Origin of the sequence: Gemmiger formicilis (assembly GCF_018784445.1) — a bacterium.
GTDB lineage: Bacteria > Bacillota > Clostridia > Oscillospirales > Ruminococcaceae > Gemmiger.
This window is the reverse complement of sequence record NZ_WQOH01000100.1, coordinates 141,027-162,677: the sequence shown is the minus strand read 5'-3', so window position 1 is coordinate 162,677 and position 21,651 is coordinate 141,027. Positions and strand designations below refer to the sequence as shown.

Sequence of the window (21,651 nt, the reverse complement as noted above, 5' to 3'; positions counted from 1 at the left end):
TAGCAGTCATGTGCTTCGGTGCCTGGCTGCTAATTTTTTGCGAAAGGAGCAGTATCGAATGAAGCTTGTATTAGCGGAAAAGCCCTCAGTTGCCATGAGCCTCTCGAAGGTGATCGGATCAAATCAGCGCGGGAACGGTTATATGGAGGGCAATGGTTACCTTGTCAGCTGGTGTGTGGGGCATCTGGTGGAACTTTCCCAGCCGGAAGCCTATGATGAAAAATATGCTAAGTGGAGATATGATGATCTTCCAATTTTGCCGGAACATTGGCAGTATCAGGTGTCCGCCAGCACGAAAAAGCAGTTTGGAATCCTGAAAAAGCTCATGCAGAGGAAAGATGTGGAGAGCCTGATCTGTGCAACTGACGCAGGGCGTGAGGGAGAACTGATTTTCCGATTGGTTTACCATCAGTGCGGCTGCAAAAAGCCGGTAGAACGCCTGTGGATTTCCTCAATGGAGGACAGTGCTATCCGGGAAGGCTTTCAGAAGCTCAGACCGGGAACAGAATATGATGCCTTATATGAGGCGGCTTTATGCCGGGAGCGTGCCGACTGGATTGTCGGAATCAACGCAACCCGGCTTTTTTCATGCCTGTATGGGCAGACCCTGAATGTGGGGCGCGTGATGACACCAACGCTTGCGATGGTGGTTATGCGGGATGCAGCTATTCGGGCGTTCAAGCCGGAACCATTCTACTCGGCAGAATTGAAATTCCGGGATTTTCAAGCGGGTGGTGAGCGGATGAAAGCAAAAGCAGATGCAGAAAAACTGGTGGCAGAGTGCTGTCAGGCGGGTAGTGCCATCATTACCAAGGTGGAGCAGAAAGAAAAATCAGAGAAGCCCCCGGCCTTGTTTGATCTGACATCGCTTCAGAGAGAAGCAAACCGGCAGCTGGGATTCACTGCCCAGCAGACCTTGGATTACACGCAGGCTCTGTACGAGAAGAAACTCGTGACCTATCCCCGTACCGACAGCCGGTATCTGACGGATGATATGGCACCGCTTGTGCCGGAACTTGTTTCCGTGATTCAGCAGAGCTTTCAGATTCAGCCGGATGCACCGGCACCGGTGAATACAGCACAGGTCATCAATACCAAGAAAGTTACCGATCACCATGCTATTATCCCTACAAAAACAGCGGCGGGTTATGACATTTCCTCTCTTCCCAGTGGAGAACAGGCGATTCTTACCATGCTGACGGTGCGGCTGATTTGCGCGGTAGGCACTCCCTGCCGCTATGCAGAGACCATAGTAGAAGCCGAGTGCGCCGGTCAGAAGTTCCGCACGAAAGGCAAAACAGTCACGGATATGGGCTGGAGGCAATATGCAGGAAAGGCAGTTGAAGATGCTGAGAAGAATGCAGAGGCAGGTGAACTTCCGATACTTTCGGAAGGCATGACACTGGAACTTGCCGGTGTCGATCTGAAAGAGGGCAAGACCAGCCCGCCTAAGAGATTTACCGAAGATCTTCTGCTTTCAGCGATGGAGAGTGCCAGCTCGGATGAATTTCCGGCTGGTGTAGAGCGAAAAGGCATCGGCACACCAGCTACACGCGCTGCCATCATCGAAAAACTGGTGCAGAAAGGCTTTATCGAGCGTAGGGGTGATAAGAAAATGAAATACCTTTGCTCTACGGACAAGGGAAATGCGCTGGTGACGGTGGTGCCGGAACAGATTCAGTCTCCATCCATGACGGCAGACTGGGAGGAAAAACTGCTGAAAATAGAACACGGCGAGTATGACAGCGATGCCTTTATGGGCGAAATCAGCAGCATGGTTAGCGGACTTGTTAAAACCTACGAGGATGTAAAAGGAGCCGATGTGCTGATGCAGCCGGAACGCAAGGTCATTGGTTCCTGTCCCGCCTGCGGCAGTGATGTCTGCGAAACGGCAAAAGGATGGTTTTGCAGGGATAAGAGCTGTAAATTTGCGCTCTGGAAGGAAAACAGGTTTTTTCAGACACTGGGAAAGCAGATGACAGAGGAACTGGCAAAGCAACTGGTAAATCGTGGAAAAGCACGGCTTACCCATTGCTATTCCAGGAAGTCCAATCGTTACTATGACACAACCGTTCATGTAGAGACCGGCGAGGACGGTGCAGCAGCATTTAAGCTGGAGTTTGGAGGTAAAAAATGAGCATGAAAATGATGAATGCAGCTTATCTGGTGGATAATGTCGCTCTGCTTTCCTTGCAGGAAAAGCAGGACGGCGTGGAATTCCATTGTTTTGATATGGACAGCAAGGTGCAGATTGCCGAGGGACACATTGGCTGGGATGTGTTGGATAAACAGCCGTTTTCTACGCTGGAAGAAAGCGCGAGGGTGGCAGCACTCAAGGAGATTCCCCAGCTGGACGGTCTTACCGTTGCGCCGGTAGCCCCGGAGATGCTGGAGCAGATGCGCGGCGGCAGAAAGGTTCTTTGGCAGATGAAAAAGGCTGATCCTGAACTGGAGAATGCTAAAAATATCCGGTTTATCACCAGCAGCTACGAGGATCGTTTCAAAATTCCGGATGGCAGTGCGGTAGAGATTGAGTATCCGAATCGGAAATTCTCAGCCCGCTGCGAATATATGGACGAATATCATCTGCGCCTGGGGTATGATGTTCTGCACATTTGCCAGCTGGCAGAAATGCTGGAACGCGGCGGTGGCACATGCCGCCCGGAGCTGTTGATTACGGAGGAACACAGCGCATGGGATTTGGGAAGCAAGGGCTTTCTTGCCATTCAGACCTGTGAGGACGGTTACGACTATACCTTATATCATAAGGACTTTACGGAAATTGACGGTGGACAGATCGACAACCCGGAAATCAGCATGAATGCAGCCAGAGACCAGATTCTTTCGGATTATGGGTTCGGTGGCCGCACCATGACGCGGATTGACTATGATGAACTTTGTGATCGTGCAGAGGAAGCGGAAATCAGCAGACGGGAATCTGTGCTGGGTAAACTCTCAGATTTGTCTTCCAGAACGGATACGCCGGTGAAAGCTGCCAAGGCGAAGGAGGCAGAGCGATGAAATACAAGCTTACGAAGGCAGAGCAGGAAACCGTCATCAATTTTGATAATGAACTGGATACCGCCAGCATTTATACCCATGACAGCCGCCTGATTAAGAAGCTTCGGGAACTGCGAAAACAGTATCCGGAGCAGTTTATTTTGGAGCACCGGGAGCATGGGTCGGTCACTTATACGATTCCGAAACGCTGCGTCGGTATCCGACCGCCTTATAGTGAAAAGCGGCGGGAACAGCAGCGGCAGGAAGCAAAGGAAAACGGCCTGCCGTTTATGGAGAAGGGAGAAATGAACGATGGCAAGAATTGAAAAATGGGATGAAGTGCATGGAACGCAGGCACCGGACGAAAGAATGATGGCATTTCTCGACAGTACTACCGACCAGTATGCGATTTTGCAGCTTCGCCGCAGCGAGGATACGGTATATGAACGCTTTTCGTCTATGCGCGAACTGGAACGGATGGGGCTGGAACCGGATATTGACCATTATGAGGTGGTTTATACGGCTCCGCTTCTTCCCTACAAGGATCAGAATACGATGTTGGAGGAACTGTATGCGAAATTCAATGTTTCCCGCCCTGATGATTTTACTGGTCATAGTCTTTCTGTGTCTGACATCGTGGCTTTACGGCAGAATGGTGTTGTAAGCTGTCACTATGTGGATTCCATCGGCTTCCAGGAACTGCCCGGATTTTTGAAACCGGAGAACTACCTGAAAGCCGCAGAAATGGCGATGGAGGACGATTACGGCATGATTGACGGCGTAATCAATAACGGAAAGAAGGAAGAACCGGTGGAGAAAGCATCGGTTCTGGACCAGCTGAAGGAAAAGCAGGAGGCTGTGCCGCCTGCGCCGCCTCGCAGGTGCTGCGAAGAAAAGGAGTTATAAATGCGTTTTACGGATGACGAATGGATGCTCATGATGCTTTACAGCCCTGGCACACGGACAGGGCTGATCGAAGAGCTTCAAAAGATGCAAAAAAGTCTGACGGGCAGAGACAGAAACCTGCGCAGGTGGACGGCCTCGCTGCTTGCAAAACTGGCAGAGATGACGGATGCAGAATATGAGGCGCTGGATTTGTATCCAGACGAATAAAGGAGAGGAGGAAAAAGACAGATGATGACGAAAACGGCTTATTATATGCAGATGGCGCAGGAAGCTGCGGCACAGATCACTGGTAGCAAAGAGCAGTGGACAGCGTTTCTGACCACATCCGCACGGCTTTATAAGTATCCTTTTGCGGAGCAGCTGATGATCTATAAGCAGAGACCAGAAGCGACGGCCTGTGCAGAGTACGATCTCTGGAATGATCGGATGAACCGCTATGTGAAGCGTGGCTCCAAGGGCATTGCTCTTTTGGACATGCGCGGCGAGCAGCCGAAACTGCGGTATGTATTTGATGTGGCAGATACCGGAGAACGGAAGAATTCCCGACCGGTACAGCTCTGGAAAATGAATGCGGAGCATGAGCAGCCAATCATTCGCGCACTGGATGCAGCATTTGATGTTCCTGCCGGTGCTGGGTCTCTGGAAAATCATATCATGGAAGCGGCAGAACGCCTTGCAAGGGATTACTGGGAGGAAAACCGCAGGCAGATCAGTGACATCGTTGCAGATTCCTATCTGGAAGGATATGATGAACTCAACATCGGAGCTTCCTTTAAGAGAGCTGCCGCTGTCAGCATCGCATATTCCGTCTTTACCCGGACGGTGGGCAATGCAGATGACTATTTTGAGCACGAGGATTTTCTGGATATCTTTGATTTTAATACGCAGGCTGCCGCCAATGTGCTTGGAACTGCGGTCAGCGAAATGTCCAGCCAGATCTTCCGGGAAATTGAACGCACGATCCGAACCTATGAAAGAGATAAGCAGGCAGAAAGGAGCCAAAACTATGATGGAGCTGAATTACACGAAGAACGGCGATTACCTGATTCCGGACATCCAGTTGTCGGTGCAGGAACAGAAGCCCCTGGGCAAGTACGGGAGGATGCGCAGAGCGTTTCTGCAGGAGAACAACACGCTGCTGTACAATCACCTGATCCTGACCGAGAAGCTGTACCCGCACCTGTGGGAGATTCAGGAGACCGCGACCGCACGGATGGAGCAGATGATGGCGGATCTTCTGAAAGCGAATCCGGCACCGGACAAGAAATCGAACCAGATGGCCTGGGTGCAGCACATGAACATGCTGAGAGCGCAGGCAGAGGAAGTTATTCTGACGGAATTTATCAACAGCTGAGCTTTATGAGTCTGTTTCAGTCCGAAGCAGAGCAGATTCAGAAAATTGATGCGGCGGCAGAAAATGCAGTCATAGAAGCGGAGAGCGAAAAGCCCTCCGCTTTTGTCATTTCTGAGGGTGAAATCGACCGGATGCTGCGGACAGGCTCTAACTTTGAAGGCGGAAAAATCCGTATTTATGCACTGTATCAGCAGCAAGGGGATGCGAAAGAACGAGCGGCATTTCTGAAAGCGGAATATGGTCTCGGTGGTCACAGCTATACCTTTATGGATGGCAGTCGTGGTTTTGCCGATTATAACGGGAAAGGCATTCTGCTTCGCAATTATGGCCATGACCGGGAAGTGCGCCTCACGTGGGCAGCGGTGGATAAGCGGTTAGACCGGCTTGTGGAAAATGATCAGTACCTGACCGCGCTGGAAATGGAAGAGTATCGGAAGCTGGAGCAGGAATACGGCGCGCCGCTTCCTATGCCGACTGCCGCCCATGTTTTTCCTCCAACACCACCGGAACGTTACGATACCGGAAATGAACGTGTGGACAATATGCTGAATACGGCTGCGGATATCTATGCCCGGAGTGAACTGGCAGCACCACAGCGGTTTACCGTGATGGAAACAGACGATGGCTATGCGGTCTGGGATGATATTCAGGATGGCATTCATGTAGAGCCGGATGGCGTCAGCGAAGAGTTTACCAGCGAATGGGAGGCGGAGACATACCGTCAGCAGCTGATTGAAAAAGTCCAGGAACGGGAAGCCAAAGACTGGCTCTATGTTGAGCAGAGTAAACAGAATTTGCAGCAGGACATTCCGTTCCCGGATACGGAATCCGAAGAAGCACCGGAACCGGCTCACGCAGAGACAGATCCTCTGGTGCTGGAAATGCAGGAACACGCCAGAGAACTTGCCAGAGAGTCAGGCTATGCACCGAATGAACGATTTGTGGTCACGATGACCGGCGAGAATTTCCCGGATTCTAAGGATGCGTTTGCCATCTGGGATTATGTTAAAGAAGAGTATTACGGATATTCGGACGGAAAAGTGCAGACATTTGCCGATTATGTGAGTGCATCAGAGGCGTTGCAGGAGATTCGCGGCAGGAACATGGAGGCTGAAAAAGAGCCTGCAACTGTGCAGCCAGAACCCGCAGCTCCGGTGCAGCCGGATTATCGCGTTGGCGATACGCTGTATCTGGACGGAAAGGCATTTACGATTGAAAAAGTCGGGCTTTTCGATGTGGAACTTCGAGACCCGGATTCCGTGTATCCGATCTTCCGCTCGGAAAGCAAGGAAAATCTGGCAAGAATTTTGGGGCATGAGGAAAATGTTCACCTGCACAATCTGGTGGTTGATCTGAATTCTGGAAAAAAAGAAGCGTTCCGGGCAGGGCATGAAGCAAAACATGCGGAGAACTACCGCATCAACAGCTTTCACCTCGGCGAAGGCAGTCCTAAGCAGAAATTCCGTGCCAACATGGATGCCATCTACACGCTGAAAGCCTTAGAAAATCAGCATAGGGATGCGACACCGGAGGAACAGGAAACGCTGGCCAATTATGTCGGCTGGGGTGGGCTGGCAGATGCCTTTGACGCAGAGAAAACTGCCTGGACAGGCGAATATAAGGAGCTGAAAGCAGCTCTTACGGAAGAAGAATATGCCGCAGCCAGGGCTTCGACTCTGAATGCGCATTACACCAGCCCTACCGTGATCCGTGCAATCTATGAGGCATTGGACGGTATGGGATTTGAGAAAGGCAATATTCTGGAACCGTCGATGGGTGTCGGCAACTTCTTCGGTATGCTGCCGGATTCCATGCTGGGAAGCAGACTGTATGGTGTGGAACTGGATTCCATCACCGGGCGCATTGCGCAGAAATTGTATCCGCAGGCAGAAATCAAGGTGGCAGGCTTTGAAACCACCGACCGGCGCGACTTCTATGATCTGGCCGTGGGCAATGTGCCATTTGGCAACTACCGTGTCAGCGATAAACCCTATGATAAGCTCGGTTTTTCTATCCACAACTATTTCTTTGCCAAGGCATTGGATCAGGTTCGTCCCGGTGGCATCGTGGCCTTTGTTACCAGCCGCTATACGATGGATTCCAAGAATCCGGACGCACGAAAGTATCTGGCGCAGCGGGCAGAACTGCTGGGAGCCATCCGACTTCCCAATAACGCATTCCGTGCCAATGCCGGTACAGATGTAGTGTCGGATATCATTTTCCTGCAAAAGAGAGACCATCCCATTGATATCGAACCGGATTGGGTGCATCTGGGGCTGACATCGGAGGGCATAACCCTCAACAACTACTTCGTGGATCATCCGGAAATGGTGCTGGGCGAGATTACAACGGAAAGTACCCAGTACGGCAAGGAAGAATGTACGGTCATTCCGATTCCGGATGCGGATCTGGGAGACCAGCTGCATGAGGCTGTGCAGCACATCGGCGGTCATTATGAAGCACAGGAGCTGGTACCGGAGGAAGAACTGTCCTTGCAGGGCGAAACCATTCCGGCAGACCCCAATGTAAAGAACTTCTCCTATGCAGTGGTGGATGGGGATGTCTACTTCCGTGAGAACAGTATCATGCGGAAGGCTGACCTTTCTGCGACAGCCACCGGCAGGATCAAAGGCATGGTGGAGCTTCGCACCATTGTGCAGGAACTGATAGACTATCAGCTGAACGATTATCCGGAGGACGCGATTGCCCAGAAACAGCGGGAACTGAATGTAGCCTATGACCGATTCGCCGATCAGTATGGGCTTATCAACTCCCGTGCAAATGCGCAGGCTTTTTCAGAAGATTCGTCTTATTATCTGCTCTGCTCTCTGGAAAATGTAGATGAAAACGGCAGGCTGGAATCCAAGGCGGATATGTTCACCAAACGGACGATTCGACCGGAACGGGCTGTTACCAGCGTAGATACTCCGGCAGAGGCTCTGGCAATCTCCATCGGAGAGCGCGGCAAAGTGGATTTGCCCTATATGTCGGAGCTTTTAGGTACACCGGGAGAATTTGAAAAAATCCAGCAGGAACTGCATGGTGTCATTTTCAAAGACTCGATGACGCAGGGCGGCGAGGAAACCGGCTGGGTGACGGCTGATGAATATCTGTCCGGCAATGTCCGGGAAAAACTCCGCGTGGCAGAACTGGCTGCGGCTTCTGACCCTGCCTTTGCGGTAAACACGGAATATTTGAAGAAAGCACAGCCGAAAGACCTGGATGCGTCGGAGATTGATGTGCGCCTTGGTGCCACATGGGTCAATCGGGATTATATCCAGCAGTTTATGGAAGAAACCTTTGAACCGCCGTTCTATCTGCGCAGAAATATTGAAGTGAAATTCTCTCCCATGACGGCAGAATGGCAGATCACCGGTAAGAGTACACCGAGCCGGAATGATGTTCATGCCTATATGACCTACGGCACCAGCCGTGCCAATGCCTATCGAATTCTGGAGGATACGCTGAATCTGCGGGATATTCGTATTTACGATACCGTGGAGGATGCAGACGGCAAGCAGAAGCGGGTTCTGAATAAAAAGGAGACCACCCTCGCCCAGCAGAAACAGCAGGCCATTAAGGATGCGTTCCAGAACTGGGTGTGGAAAGACCCTTATCGCCGTGCGGACCTGGTGGAAAAGTATAACGAGCTGTTCAACAGTACCCGTCCTCGTGAGTACGATGGCTCCCACATCCGCTTTGGCGGCATGAATCCGGAAATCCGGCTGCGGGAACACCAGCAGAATGCCATTGCTCATGTGCTGTACGGTGGCAATACACTGCTGGCCCACGAAGTGGGTGCCGGTAAGACTTTCGAGATGGCCGCTTCTGCTATGGAGGCAAAACGGCTGGGACTGTGCCAGAAATCCATGTTTGTCGTTCCGAATCATTTGACCCTTCAGTGGGCAAACGAGTTCCTGCGCCTGTATCCGAGTGCAAAACTGCTGGTGGCAAGCAAAAAGGACTTTGAGACTGCCCGCAGAAAGAAGTTCTGCGCACGAATTGCTACTGGTGATTACGATGCAGTCATCATCGGGCATTCCCAGTTTGAGAAAATTCCGGTGTCCGCAGAACGGCAGGAGCGGATTTTGACTGCCCAGATTGATGAAATCGAAAACGCCATTGCTGAGATGAAATCCCAGAATGGCGAACGTTTCTCCATCAAACAGATGGAAAAGACCCGGAAAGGATTGGAGGCGAGATTGGAGAAACTCCGGGCAACCGACCGAAAAGACGATGTGATTACCTTTGAGCAGCTGGGCGTAGACCGACTGTTTGTAGACGAAGCACATGCCTTTAAGAATCGTGCGAAACGTTGTGCATAAGCCCTTGTTGACAGCAAGGACGAAAAGCACCATGTGATTGCACTTAGCAATAAGAAAATATCACAGAGAACTTTAATCTCAAAATCAGGGGTGAAATTCCTCTGCCGTACAGAACCAATGTCGAGGAACAAAGTTCCAGAGAATAGGTCAAAATTCAAGACAGTACGAGAGCTAATACTCCACTGTGCGTTGCCACCTGTAAGTGTGCATTGTACAGAGCGTGGTGAAGGCGTAACCTGAAAACCTAAACCTCTGCAAAGAGGCATGGACAATAATGGTGCGGGCTTCCAAAACCCATGGCTATCCGTTAGGGAAAGCTATGCAGCATCGTAAGAGTTGACTCCATCCGAAAGGGTGAACCTTGGAAAAAGTGTGTGTGGCTGGTTTTTCCGTACACGCCCTGTGGGATGAAATCCCCATCAGGAACCGTGCAGCAACTGTGGTTCAAAGCACGGTTAGATTTTCCCGGTGTAAGGTAGCGGCCTAAGGGTTTCAGAATAAGGATAGAGATTAGGGAACGTTTGAGAGCCTATTGTTGGAGCGTTACAGCGCATTGAAAACAACAGGAAGTCAGCCGTATCATAGTAGTCTGGGCTGGGTAATGCCAGTCATACGGAATTGAAATATTCCATGGCGAAGGATACGAGTCAAATCGATTTGTAAATTTCACAAAACGAAAATCCTATAACTCCCTGAAAGATGGGTGACGAACTGCGAGGTGAAAACCTTGTGCATTTGAACGTCAGATTTTCAACGGAAACGGAACTTAAAAAGATTCAGGATTTTCTCTATGAGAAGTCCGGTCAAGGAGTATCGTTCACCGGTCTGGTGGAAGCGATGGCTAATGAAGTGACCATTGTAACTGCCGTCCACAATATCAAGTCCAACAAAGGCAGCAGAACTGCTGGCGTGGATAAGATAAAAATGGACAAATACCTTCAAATGCCCAAAGATGAGCTTATTTTATTGATTCAATCGAGTTTTCGCAACTACCGCCCCAAACCAGCCCGCCGTGAATATATCGAAAAGAGTAACGGCAAGAAAAGACCGCTGGGTATCCCCACTGTATTGGACAGGATCATACAGGAGTGCGTGCGTATCATTATCGAGCCGATCTGTGAAGCGAGATTTTATCCGCAAAGCTACGGCTTTCGCCCCTATCGGGCACAGAAACACGCAATCCGGGGTATCATCAATGTCATAAATGCTGGATGTAAATCGCCCGACCAACCCGTGTGGGCTATTGAGGGTGACATCAAGGGATGCTTCGACAATATCAATCACCGCCTGCTGCTCCAAAAACTCTGGAGAATCGGTATCCATGACAAGCGTGTGCTGAAAATTATCAGTCAGATGCTAAAAGCTGGATATATGGAAAATGACCTGTTTCATGCAACAGAGCTTGGTACACCGCAGGGAGGAATCCTCTCACCGCTTTTATCTAATGTTTATCTCAACGATTTCGATTGGTATGTTGGTCGTATGTATATGGAGCCGCACAGACAGTGCAAGCATAAAGGCAACGACACAAGGCGTTTGAAATGGGCTGGTGTAACGCCAAAGTACAATTATCGCTACGCCGATGATTGGGTGATTCTGACGTCAACGGAGAAGGAAGCACTCCGCTTGAAACGTGTCTTGACAAAATATTTTCGGAACAGAATGAAACTCGAATTGTCGCAGGAAAAGACCTATGTAACAGACCTGCGGACAAACGGTATACACTTTCTTGGCTTTGTGGTAAAGGCCGAACGAAAACGGAAAACTCCTGACCCGGCAACATGGACGAAACATCTGGTTGGAAAGCCGCTGCCGGATATGGAACGGTTAGGAAAGAAGATTAAGAAACTGCTCGAAGAAGTGCACCGCATAGAACTTTGTCAAAAAGTCAATGTGCAGGCTGCGCAAATTCAGTACGTCAACTCTGTCATTATGGGTATGGCACAGTACTTGCAGACATCCATCTGCTCTCATGCCTACCATGCGATAGACCGCAGAGTAAACAACGCTGCACTGACTGTATGGAAAAAGCTGTACCCCAAACGGTACAACTCCATGCAGGTGCCGCTGAAGGTGCTTTGCAATCTTCCTGACCGACACAAGGGCTACGACAGTAAGACATTTGCTGTATGGGTCGAAGGAAAATGGTTTGGTATAACTTATGCGTTCATCACGCATAGTCACTATGAACCCAAGCCATTTGACCAGAAAATGACGCCGTATACAGTGGAAGGGCGCAGACGGTATGTGAGCTATCGTGCTAAGCACAAGCCACTGCCATGTGACCGTCCATCCGTTAACTCCCCGAACGATATTGCAATGTCAGCATACGCAAAGGGAAGGATGAATTTTGAGTATTATATGAACCGGGAGTATGCTTACAGCAGGGACAAAGGAAAATGTAAATGCTGTGGAAATGCCTTCTCACCCGTGCTTCAAAAGCATTGTCACCACGTTAAAAACAAGCTTCCACTTGATAGAATCAATAAAGTGCCAAATCTGGTTTGGCTGTGTGAACCATGCCACCGCATGGTTCACAACAGTCCAATACCGCCTGAACTTGATGCAAAGACGGTAGGCAAAATCATGAAATACCGCGAAAAACTTAAACTGTGAAATTTACAACCACTCTGTGTCCGTGAGAACACAGCAGTGTTGAAATCTGAAGGAAGAAAGTAAATCGATTTGATGGTACGCCGGGTGCGCTGAAAGGTGCACGCCCGGCGTGAGGTGGGGGAAAACTTGGAGATTACTTCAAAAAGTTACCTATCACAACAAAGCAGACTACTCTGCGGACTGCTTCGTAGCCGCAGAGGTGCTGCACATTGTTCCTCTACACAAAAATGCGCAATGTTGCAGGCTTGTCCACATCGGAAGCGCAGAAATCTTCGGATATGTTTATGAAGTGCCAATATATGGACGAGTTGACAGGCGGGCGCGGCATCATTTTTGCGACCGGCACCCCGGTCAGTAACAGCATGACGGAGCTTTACACCATGATGCGGTATCTCCAGTACGGCACATTGCAGCAGAAAGGGCTGACCCATTTCGACAGCTGGGCTTCTACCTTTGGTGAGACCACCACGGCCATTGAGCTGGCACCGGAAGGAACCGGATACCGGGCAAGAACGAGATTTGCAAAATTCTTCAACCTGCCGGAGCTGATGAACATGTTCAAGGAAGTGGCGGATATCAAGACTTCCGATCAGCTGCATCTGCCGGTGCCGGAGGCAAAATTTGAAACCGTGGTAGTGCAGCCTTCGGAGCATCAGCAGGCGATGGTGGCGGAGCTTTCGGAACGGGCGGCGGCTGTGCATTCCGGTGTGGTAGACCCATCGGTCGATAACATGCTGAAAATCACATCGGATGGCAGAAAGCTGGGACTGGATCAGCGATTGATGAATCCGCTCCTGCCGGATGACCCAAATAGCAAGCTCAACGCCTGTGTGCGGAATGTGCTTCGGATTTATGAGGAAGGACAGTCGGATAAGCTGACCCAGTTGCTGTTCTGCGACCTCAGCACGCCGAAGAACGATGGAACCTTCAATGTCTATGAGGATATCCGCGCCAAACTAATTCAGTCCGGTGTGCCGGAAGAAGAAATCGCATTTATTCATGATGCCGATACTGAGGCAAAAAAGAAAGATTTGTTTGCCAAAGTGCGTACCGGACAGGTACGGGTATTGTTAGGTTCGACACAGAAGATGGGTGCAGGCACGAACGTGCAGGACAGGCTGGTGGCCGTGCATCATCTGGATGTGGGCTGGCGGCCTGCGGATATGACCCAGCGAAATGGTCGTATCATCCGTCAGGGAAACCGAAACAAAGAAGTGCAGGTTTATCAGTATGTGACGGAAGGAACTTTTGATGCCTACCTCTATCAGACACTGGAGAATAAGCAGAAATTTATCAGCCAGATCATGACCAGCAAATCTCCGGTACGTTCCTGTGATGATGTGGATGAGCAGGCTCTTTCCTATGCAGAGATCAAGGCACTTTGTGCCGGAGACCCGCAAATCAAGGAGAAAATGGACTTGGATGTAGATGTTGCAAGGCTGAAAGTATTGAAGGCGGATCATCAGAGCCAGCAGTACCGATTGGAAGATAAATTGATGAAATATTTCCCTGCGGAGATTGAGAAAACGCAAGGGTTCATCAAGGGCTTTCAGTCGGATATTCGGACGGTGGCGGCACATCCGCTGCCGGAAGAGGAGTTCTGCGGTATGGAGGTGAATGGCACACAATTTACTGAAAAAGCCGAGGCCGGTGAAGCAATTCTTGTGGTCTGTAAAGCCAATCAGAGTTTGGAGCCGGTGCCGCTTGGCAGCTATCGCGGTTTCAAGATGGAGTTGTCATATGACAGCTTCCAGAAAGAGTATCAGGTGCTGCTGAAAGGCGAGATGACCCACCGGGTGCCCATCGGCACCAGTGCTGCGGGCAATATCCAGCGTTTGGATAATGCTCTTGCCGGGATTCCTGCAAGGCTGGAGAAGGCGGAACAGCAGCTGGACAATCTTAGGAGCCAGCAGGAAGCTGCGCAGGCCGAGCTTGGAAAGCCGTTCCCCCAGGAGGCAGAACTGGCGGAAAAGAGTGCAAGACTGGCAGAACTGGACGCACTGCTGAATATGGATGACCGTGAAAATGATGATCCAGACCGTGAGAGAACAACGGAAAAGCCGTCTGTCCTGGCAGAGCTGCGTGACCGTGCAGGGTGCATTCCGCCGATGACACATCGAAATGATGAGGAGGTGGCACTATGAGTGTTCGGGAACACTGGATCAATGTCCGGGTAAACCCGGAAGAGCTGGCGAGGATTCGTGAAAAGCAGAAAGAATTGGGGATTCGGAATACCGGTGCCTATATGAGAAAAATGGCGATGGACGGGTACTGCGTAAATCTTGATTTGTCGGATGTGGCGCAGGTATCCACACTTCTTCGCCGATGCAGCAACAACCTGAACCAGTATGCAAAACGCGCCAATGAATCTGGAAGCATCTATGCGGAGGATATCCGGGATTTGCAGAAGCGACTGGATGAACTCTGGGAGATGCAAAAGCTGATCTTAAAGAGGCTTTCTGGTATTCGATGACGGCGCAAACGTGCGGAATTTCTATTGCACATGGCACAGATGAAACAGTCTGTGTCATTACATATTTTTTGCAGGTCTTCCTGTTGACATCGTGGTGTTTGACAAGCGGGTACGATAAAATGAAGATGAAAAGAAAAGCGAAGGGGTGAAATCCATGAAGATCGTATGTTTTTTGTTGAAGCTGGTGCTGAAAATCCTGTTGCTGCCGGTTGCATTTCTGCTGCGATTTCTGTGCTTTATCTGGAATCTGCTGATGCAGCTATCCCTGTGGGTACTTTCGCCGGTTATGCTTTTCGTTCTTGGCTGCGGCATTTATTCTGTGGTTCGGGCGAGCTGGACGGATGTGTTCCTGCTGACCCTGATTGAGATGGGACTGTTCGCAGCTGCGGTTGGAGCGGGCGGCATCATGGAACTGATGGAACGGCTGTGCGAGTGTGTAGAGGATGTTTTGACAATTTGAGTTCAGGAGGGATTCGATGGATATTCAGTTTATGAAAGATTATTATGATTTACGGTACGAGGAAACAGATGGAGAGAATCATTTTGTGGAAGAGACTGCTTATCAGGAAAAACAGTCTGAGCAATCGAAGATGGAAGACCAGCTGATGGAAATGGTGGGCGGCAGCGAATCTAATGTGTGGAAGCTGTACGAAAGCATCATGTGTGTCTATTTCGATATGGAAGAGATCATCAAGCAGGCCGTTTATTTGCAGGGAGCTTATGACCGAGAACGGATGCTAAAATGAGAATATTGGATTGGTAAGAGCTGCCTTTGGGTGGCTCTTTTTAGATGGAGGAATAAGGAATGGCGGCTACAAGACTAATCGCGCTGCATATCAATAAAGGAAAGACGGTAGCGCAGTGTCTGGCTGACCGTACTGATTATTCTGAGAATGCAGCAAAGACGGAAGATGGAAAATATATCAGCGCGTATGCCTGTGATGCAAAGACCTGTGATGAAGAATTTCTGCTTTCCAAACGGCAGTATGAGCATATCACCGGTAGAACCCAGGCGCATGATGTGATTGCATATCAGATTCGGCAATCTTTTAAGCCCGGAGAAATCACGCCGGAGGAGGCGAACAAGGTTGGATATGAGACGGCCATGCGCTTTACTAAGGGAAAACATGCCTTTATCGTGGCTACCCATGTTGATCGTGCACACATTCATAACCACATTATTTTTAATTCGACTACATTAGACAGCACCAGAAAATTCCGAGATTTTCGCTTATCAGGTCTTGCACTGGCAAGGCTCAGTGATATCGTCTGCCTGGAACACCGGTTGTCGGTCATTATTCGGAAGCCCTATGGAGAGCGGCAGAAGAGAACGGAATACCCAGAGAAAAAATCGCAACGAGATGAAATCTGCGAGGCCATTGATGCAGCATTGGCAAGACATCCAAAAGACTTCCGGGAACTGATTGGAATTTTGCAGGAAGCAGGGTACGAGTATAAAGACGGAAAACAGCCTGCCCTGCGGGGAAAAGGCCACGCCAGATTTGCTCGTTTCCGCTCTCTTGGCAAAGGATATTCGGTTGAGGAACTCTGCGAAGTGATTGCCGGGAATGCGGTTCACAGAAGCAAATTTGCAGAGAAAACCCGCACAAGCGCACGGTCTGCTCAGGTGCATCAGAAGGCAGAGCTGTCGTTCCTTATTGATGTCCGTGCCAAAATGCAAGCAGGCAAAGGCGCGGGATATGCGCGTTGGGCGAAAGTATTCAATCTGAAGCAGATGGCAAAAGCCATGATGTTCATGGAAGAGCATGGAATCAAGAGCTATGCAGAGCTGAAGGAAAAGGCGGATGGAATTTCTGAAAAATGCGATGCGCTGCTGGAATCTGTAAAGGCGGATGAGGCACGGATGTCAGAAGTGTCGGTGCTGCGGAAGCATCTAATCAATTATGCCAAGACAAAAGATGTCTTTGCTGCATATAAGGCATCCGGCTACAATCGGGAGTTCTATGAAGCTCATCGGGATTCGCTGGCCTTACGCAGCGCAGCGAAAAAGGCGTTTGATGCCTATAAGAAAGAGAACGGTTCTGACAAAAAGCTCCCGCGCATCAGCGAGCTGAACGCAGAGTATGCAATGCTTCTGGAACGAAAGAAAAGCTCCTATGCAGAGTACCGCAAGACCAAATCGGAAATGCAGGATTGGCTTGTGGCACAGAAAATCGTGCAGGAAATCCTAAAAGAGGACGAGCAGAAAAAAGAGCAGACGCATGAGCAGGAAGTGCGGCAGGAAGAAGAAAATAGACAAAGCAGTCGATGATGGAAAGTCCGGTGCAGTGTGGGTGTAATGCTCATGCTGCACCGGGCTTTTTTTCTTTGGCAGGAACTGCCGTTAAAGCATCCGAAACGGATGCGCAGCCCGATGCCGCAGGCAGCGTTCTAAGGGGATTGGGGAGTCTCCCCAACAAGCAGAAAATCGCTTTCGTGTCACGAAAGCCCTGCTTGCAGAAGAGTGAAAAGTGTTTTGAACGCACGATTTTCTGTTTACTTAGAAGATGATAAGTGCTATACTTGAAAATAGAGAAATTATACCCATGGGCAGGTTGTTTTTAAGCAGGAGGCAAAGACGATGGCGGTATCATATAACAAGTTGTTTAAGCTGTTGATTGACAAGAAAATGAAGAAGAAAGAGCTGTGCGAGCTTGCCGGAGTCAGCGCAAGTACTATTGGAAAAATGGGGCGCGGAGAACCTGTTTCTATTGAAATGGTAGAAAAAATCTGTCTTGCATTAGGATGTACGGCTGACGATGTGTTAGATTTCATCCAAGAGAGTCCAGATAATGGGACAGCTGATAATGTAGAATAAGGATGGTGGCCGAATGGGAAGGATAATACAGTATCGGCTGCTCCAATCCGAAAATCAAACAGGAATGATGCGACCAGTTGTCTACTGTGATGAAAAATACTGCGAAAGTTTGCAGCAGGTTTCATTAAATGAGAAAATTGCGGCTCTGCTCATAAAAATTAAACCGGAACGAAGAACCATGAGGATTGAAAGATGCTTTCAGGAAGTTCTTGCAAATATTCCGGAAAACAGTTGTATTCGAGACTTTGATGTGCTGTTCAATCCAGCATACAAGATAGATGTTTTGCAGCTTCTTACAATTGCGAATCGAAGCAAGCCTTTTTCTGTTTTGTGGCCGGGAACCATGATAGACGGAAAATTGGTTTATGCGGAAGATAGATATGCGGACTATAAAGAATACGATGTAGAACGATACGACATAACCTGTGTCGTTTAAGGGAGGATAAAAAGTGAAGTACTCAGACTTGATCAGCTTCAACCCGATTGAGGATGTCATTCAGCTTACTACGGCGGATGATGCGAACCGGGCGAAAGAGTATGTGAAATCTTATGTTATGTCTGATACCATGGCGGCAAATCTGAAAAGCCCGGTATTGGATCAGCTTCAGATGGACGAAGTGGTTGATAACAAGGGTGTTCTTGTTGTTGGTAACTATGGTACTGGTAAATCACACTTGATGAGCGTGATTTCTTCTATTGCCAAGGATGCGGATAACCTTCAGTATCTCCAGAATAAAAACTTTGCAAAAGAGATGGAGTGCATCGCAGGCAAGTTTGAAGTACTTCGCATTGAAATCGGCGGCGTAACGATGTCGCTACGTGAAATTCTGTTTGGCTTCATCGAAGACGATTTTGCGGCACGAGGAATTGATTTTGAAGTGCCGGATTTTGATACAGTCCGCGATAATAAAAAGCTGATTCGAGATATGATGATGGCCTTCTCCGCAAAGTATCCGGATAAGGGATATCTGATTGTTGTGGATGAGTTCCTGAGCTATCTGACTTCCCGTGACGAGCGGCAAATTGTCCTCGACCTTGAGTTTTTCCGCGCACTTGGCGAGATGTGCTCCAAGAGCAAACTGCGCGTAATTTTTGGTGTGCAGGAGAAGATTTTTGATAATCCGCGATTCAGCTTTGTGTCGGATACACTGAAACATGTGTCGGATCGTTTTACGCAGATTGTCATCACCAAAGAGGCAACATCTTATGTTGTGTCTGAGCGTATCTTGAAGAAAACGCCTGAGCAGAAGGCTTTGATTCGCAAGCATTTGGAGAAATTCTCAATGCTTTATACTGGTATGTCTTCCCGGATGGACGAGTTTGTAGATCTGTTCCCAATTCATCCGTCCTATATTGATGTGTTCAATAAGATTTACCTGATTGAGAATCGACATATCCTGAAAAACATCTCGATGACGATTCGCGATATTTTTAACCGCGATGTGCCAGAAAATGAGCCTGGCATCATCTCTTTTGATAATTATTGGCCTGCAATCAAATCCAATGGATTGCTCAAGAGTGATGTGACCATCAACCGCGTTGTTACTGCCAGCGGACAGCTGGAGGATATCATTAACCGTGCGTTCCCTAAGGCAGCATACAAGCCGCTGGCAATTAAAATTATCTATGCACTGAGTGTCCATCGCCTGACTACGAATGGCTTGGATGTGCATTTCGGACTGACGGCAGAGAATCTGAAAGATGATCTTTGCCTGTTCCTGCCGATGCCGGAGCAGGATGCAGACTTCCTGTTGGCTCTGATTAAGACTACGCTGAAGGATATCATGACCACGGTATCCGGTCAGTTCATTATCTACAACGATGCCAATAACCAGTATTACATTGATGTGGATAAGGTCGTTGACTATGATGAGAAGATCAAACAAAAGGCTTCCATCATGGCAGATGGCGAACTGAATCGCTATTTTTATCAGCTGATTTACAGCTGCCTCGATTGGGATGCAAAGCAGTATGTTCCTGGATTTGAGATTTATCAGCGTGACCTGAACTGGGATAGTCATAACATTTTCCGTGAAGGCTATCTGTTCCTCGGTCTGCCGGGAGAGCGCAGCACTGCGCAGCCGGAACGGGATTTCTATATCCATATTATGCCGCCATACAGCAGCGGCAGTATTGCTGTGAAAAATTTGGAGGATGAAGTTTATTTCTTCTTCAAATCCACTGCGGAGTTCAAGGAGATTCTGGGCTTCTTCTCTGCTGCCAATGCACAGGCACAGATCAGTGAAGGCAAAGATAAGGATGCCTATCTGAGCAAAGCGGCGATGATCCGCAAAAAGCTGATTAAGTATCTGAGTGAAAATAAGAACACCTGCTTTGATATCCAGTATAAGGGGCAGAAGCGGCAGATGATCGAAGTGCTCCGTGGACGCTATAACCGAGATATGGACTTTAAGGACACCGTTGATTTGGCGGCTTCCCTGTGTCTGGATGAATATTTCTGCGGCAAATATCCGGATTGTCCTATGATGAAAACAAAGGTAACTCGGAAAAACATGGCAGAAAATGTACGGCAGGCATTTGATTATTTTGCTGGTCGTAAAACGCAGACGGCAACCTTGATGCTCCAGAGCTTTGGCGTTCTGGATGGCGATAAGATTCGACCGGAAGGTTCCAAGTATGCAGCTTACTACATTGACCAGCTGAAACAGCTGCCGCCGCAGGGCGTTATCAATTATTCGGATATCTTTAATGTCAAATACGATGATCAGTATGAAGATAAACATTTCAAGATCAACTATCTTTTTACACCGATCATCTTCCTGTCCATGGTGTATGCGGGCTATGCAACGATGACTCTGCGCAATGGCACTGTTTTGAGTGCATCGAATCTGGATACTGTACCTCGCATTGGTGTTCTGGACTTGTATGAGTTCAAATATCTGGCACGGCCTGCGCAGATGGCAATGGCAGAGCTGAAAAAGCTTTTTGATGTGCTGGAAATCAATCCGGTTCTGCTGGACAACCCGAATGACCGTGATGAGGGAGTAAAACAACTGCTGAAAAAAGCGCAGGAAACGAGCAACTCTGCTGTTCTTGCGAACCAGAAGCTGAACAATGGATTTGAGCTTTGGAATGAACCGCTTGTGGATGCGCAGCATTTGATCGCTATGCAGAAAGCCTGTGCAGCAGTTAAGGATGAATTCAGCAATTATTCTGCTCGGTTCAATACTCCGGCGAAGCTGAACAACTTCAAGCTGACCTTTGAGGAAATTGATAAGCTGGCGGAGCAGATTACACTGATCAAAGCGATTGCGGAATATGTGACTTTCAAAACGGATTGCGCAAACAATGTTTCCTATCTGAGTAACATTGAGTTCATCGACCTTGGCGCAAACTTCAAACAAAAACTGGAAGCTGCAAAAGACGAATTCCGTTCTGCACGCGATAGCATTCTGACCGGTACATCCGGAGATGCAGCTGCACAGAAGGTAAATGCTGCTCTTGAAAAGGTTAAAGAAGAGTATATCGGCATTTATTTTGAAGAACACAAGAAAAAACGCCTGGACATTGACGATGCAAAACGACGCGGTAAATTACAGGAGAGTTCCGTACTGGCAAATCTGCGTAAGTTGCGTGGCGTTGAAATCCTTTCGGCAGCCAAACTGACAAAGATCGAGCAGGACATGGCTAACTTGAAAGTCTGCTATGAGCTGACACCGACTGAGCTGAAAACAACTCATATCTGCCCGCATTGCCATTATAACCTTGGTGATCAAGTGCCGAATGTAGCGGGCCAGCTGGATAATCTGGATATTCGGATTGATGATCTGGTGACGGAGTGGACGCAGACTCTGTTGAATACGATTTCTGACCCGATTGTGGCAAGCCAGAAAGAGTACCTGAGTGCAGAACAGCAGAAAGCGATTGATGATTTTATTACATCCGGTACTTTGCCGAAGCGTGTTGACGATTTCTTCATCAAGGCGATTCAGGCATTGCTGAAGGGCTTTGAACCTGTGGTAGTGGATGCAAAAGATTTGATGGATAAGCTGACGAAGCTGCCGCCAATGGATGAAGCTACTTTCAAACAGAAGCTGAATGAGCTGATTGCTGGCTATACCAAGGGCAAAGACGAAGGTAAACTCCGCATTATTGTCAAATAAGATTGTGCAAGTGCCGCTTGCACAATTTAGAAAAC

14 protein-coding genes and 2 pseudogenes are annotated in these 21,651 nt (G+C 48.9%); all 16 read left to right on the top strand.

Annotation, left to right across the window (positions count from 1 at the left end):
* Window positions 1–58: 58 nt before the first annotated feature.
* The 16 genes and pseudogenes from GPK89_RS16055 (at window position 59) to GPK89_RS15985 (ending at window position 21,616) form a co-directional block, all read left to right on the top strand.
* A complete protein-coding gene (locus tag GPK89_RS16055) occupies window positions 59–2,137 on the top strand; it encodes a DNA topoisomerase 3 (protein WP_215694675.1) in 2,079 nt (692 codons plus the stop codon).
* Entirely contained in the window at window positions 2,134–3,021 is an 888-nt protein-coding gene (locus GPK89_RS16050) for an LPD16 domain-containing protein (RefSeq protein ID WP_215694673.1), read from the top strand. Before GPK89_RS16055 ends, GPK89_RS16050 begins: the two co-directional genes overlap by 4 nt.
* Window positions 3,018–3,326 (top strand): hypothetical protein, encoded by a 309-nt coding sequence (locus GPK89_RS16045; protein ID WP_008396497.1) that lies wholly within the window; start codon window positions 3,018–3,020, stop codon window positions 3,324–3,326. The genes GPK89_RS16050 and GPK89_RS16045 overlap by 4 nt, the downstream gene beginning before the upstream one ends.
* Window positions 3,313–3,906: a YodL domain-containing protein gene (locus tag GPK89_RS16040; RefSeq protein WP_117526373.1), complete on the top strand. Its 594-nt coding sequence runs from the start codon at window positions 3,313–3,315 to the stop codon at window positions 3,904–3,906. Before GPK89_RS16045 ends, GPK89_RS16040 begins: the two co-directional genes overlap by 14 nt.
* Window positions 3,907–4,113 (top strand): transposon-transfer assisting family protein, encoded by a 207-nt coding sequence (locus tag GPK89_RS16035; RefSeq protein WP_005929883.1) that lies wholly within the window; start codon window positions 3,907–3,909, stop codon window positions 4,111–4,113.
* 802 nt (window positions 4,114–4,915) lie between these two features.
* The gene (locus GPK89_RS16440; RefSeq protein ID WP_252261728.1) at window positions 4,916–5,260 is read left to right on the top strand and encodes a TnpV protein; all 345 of its coding nucleotides are present in this window, start codon (window positions 4,916–4,918) and stop codon (window positions 5,258–5,260) included.
* Window positions 5,261–5,265: 5 nt separating this feature from the next.
* Window positions 5,266–9,564, top strand: a pseudogene (locus tag GPK89_RS16030) (DEAD/DEAH box helicase family protein); the annotation flags it as partial.
* 720 nt (window positions 9,565–10,284) lie between these two features.
* Window positions 10,285–12,201, top strand: a complete 1,917-nt coding sequence (gene ltrA, locus GPK89_RS16025; RefSeq protein ID WP_242960739.1) for a group II intron reverse transcriptase/maturase — start codon at window positions 10,285–10,287, stop codon at window positions 12,199–12,201.
* Between the two features lie 209 nt (window positions 12,202–12,410).
* Window positions 12,411–14,345: pseudogene (locus tag GPK89_RS16020) on the top strand (helicase-related protein); the annotation flags it as partial.
* Window positions 14,342–14,674, top strand: coding sequence for a plasmid mobilization protein (locus tag GPK89_RS16015; RefSeq protein ID WP_002576391.1), 333 nt, complete (start codon window positions 14,342–14,344; stop codon window positions 14,672–14,674). The pseudogene GPK89_RS16020 and the gene GPK89_RS16015, both read left to right, overlap by 4 nt.
* Window positions 14,675–14,828: 154 nt before the next feature.
* Window positions 14,829–15,134 carry a hypothetical protein gene (locus tag GPK89_RS16010; protein WP_112120970.1) on the top strand — a complete coding sequence of 102 codons (306 nt, stop codon included), beginning with the start codon at window positions 14,829–14,831 and terminating at the stop codon, window positions 15,132–15,134.
* A gap of 16 nt (window positions 15,135–15,150) precedes the next feature.
* A complete protein-coding gene (locus GPK89_RS16005) occupies window positions 15,151–15,420 on the top strand; it encodes a hypothetical protein (RefSeq protein ID WP_008396502.1) in 270 nt (89 codons plus the stop codon).
* A gap of 59 nt (window positions 15,421–15,479) precedes the next feature.
* Window positions 15,480–16,946 (top strand): relaxase/mobilization nuclease domain-containing protein, encoded by a 1,467-nt coding sequence (locus GPK89_RS16000; RefSeq protein ID WP_215694671.1) that lies wholly within the window; start codon window positions 15,480–15,482, stop codon window positions 16,944–16,946.
* Between the two features lie 309 nt (window positions 16,947–17,255).
* Window positions 17,256–17,492 (top strand): helix-turn-helix domain-containing protein, encoded by a 237-nt coding sequence (locus tag GPK89_RS15995; RefSeq protein ID WP_215694669.1) that lies wholly within the window; start codon window positions 17,256–17,258, stop codon window positions 17,490–17,492.
* A 13-nt stretch (window positions 17,493–17,505) separates the two neighbouring features.
* On the top strand, window positions 17,506–17,928 hold the full coding sequence (gene brxF / locus GPK89_RS15990; protein ID WP_215694667.1) for a BREX-3 system P-loop-containing protein BrxF: 423 nt from the start codon (window positions 17,506–17,508) through the stop codon (window positions 17,926–17,928).
* 13 nt (window positions 17,929–17,941) lie between these two features.
* The gene (locus GPK89_RS15985; protein ID WP_215694665.1) at window positions 17,942–21,616 is read left to right on the top strand and encodes a DUF6079 family protein; all 3,675 of its coding nucleotides are present in this window, start codon (window positions 17,942–17,944) and stop codon (window positions 21,614–21,616) included.
* Window positions 21,617–21,651 lie beyond the last annotated feature (35 nt).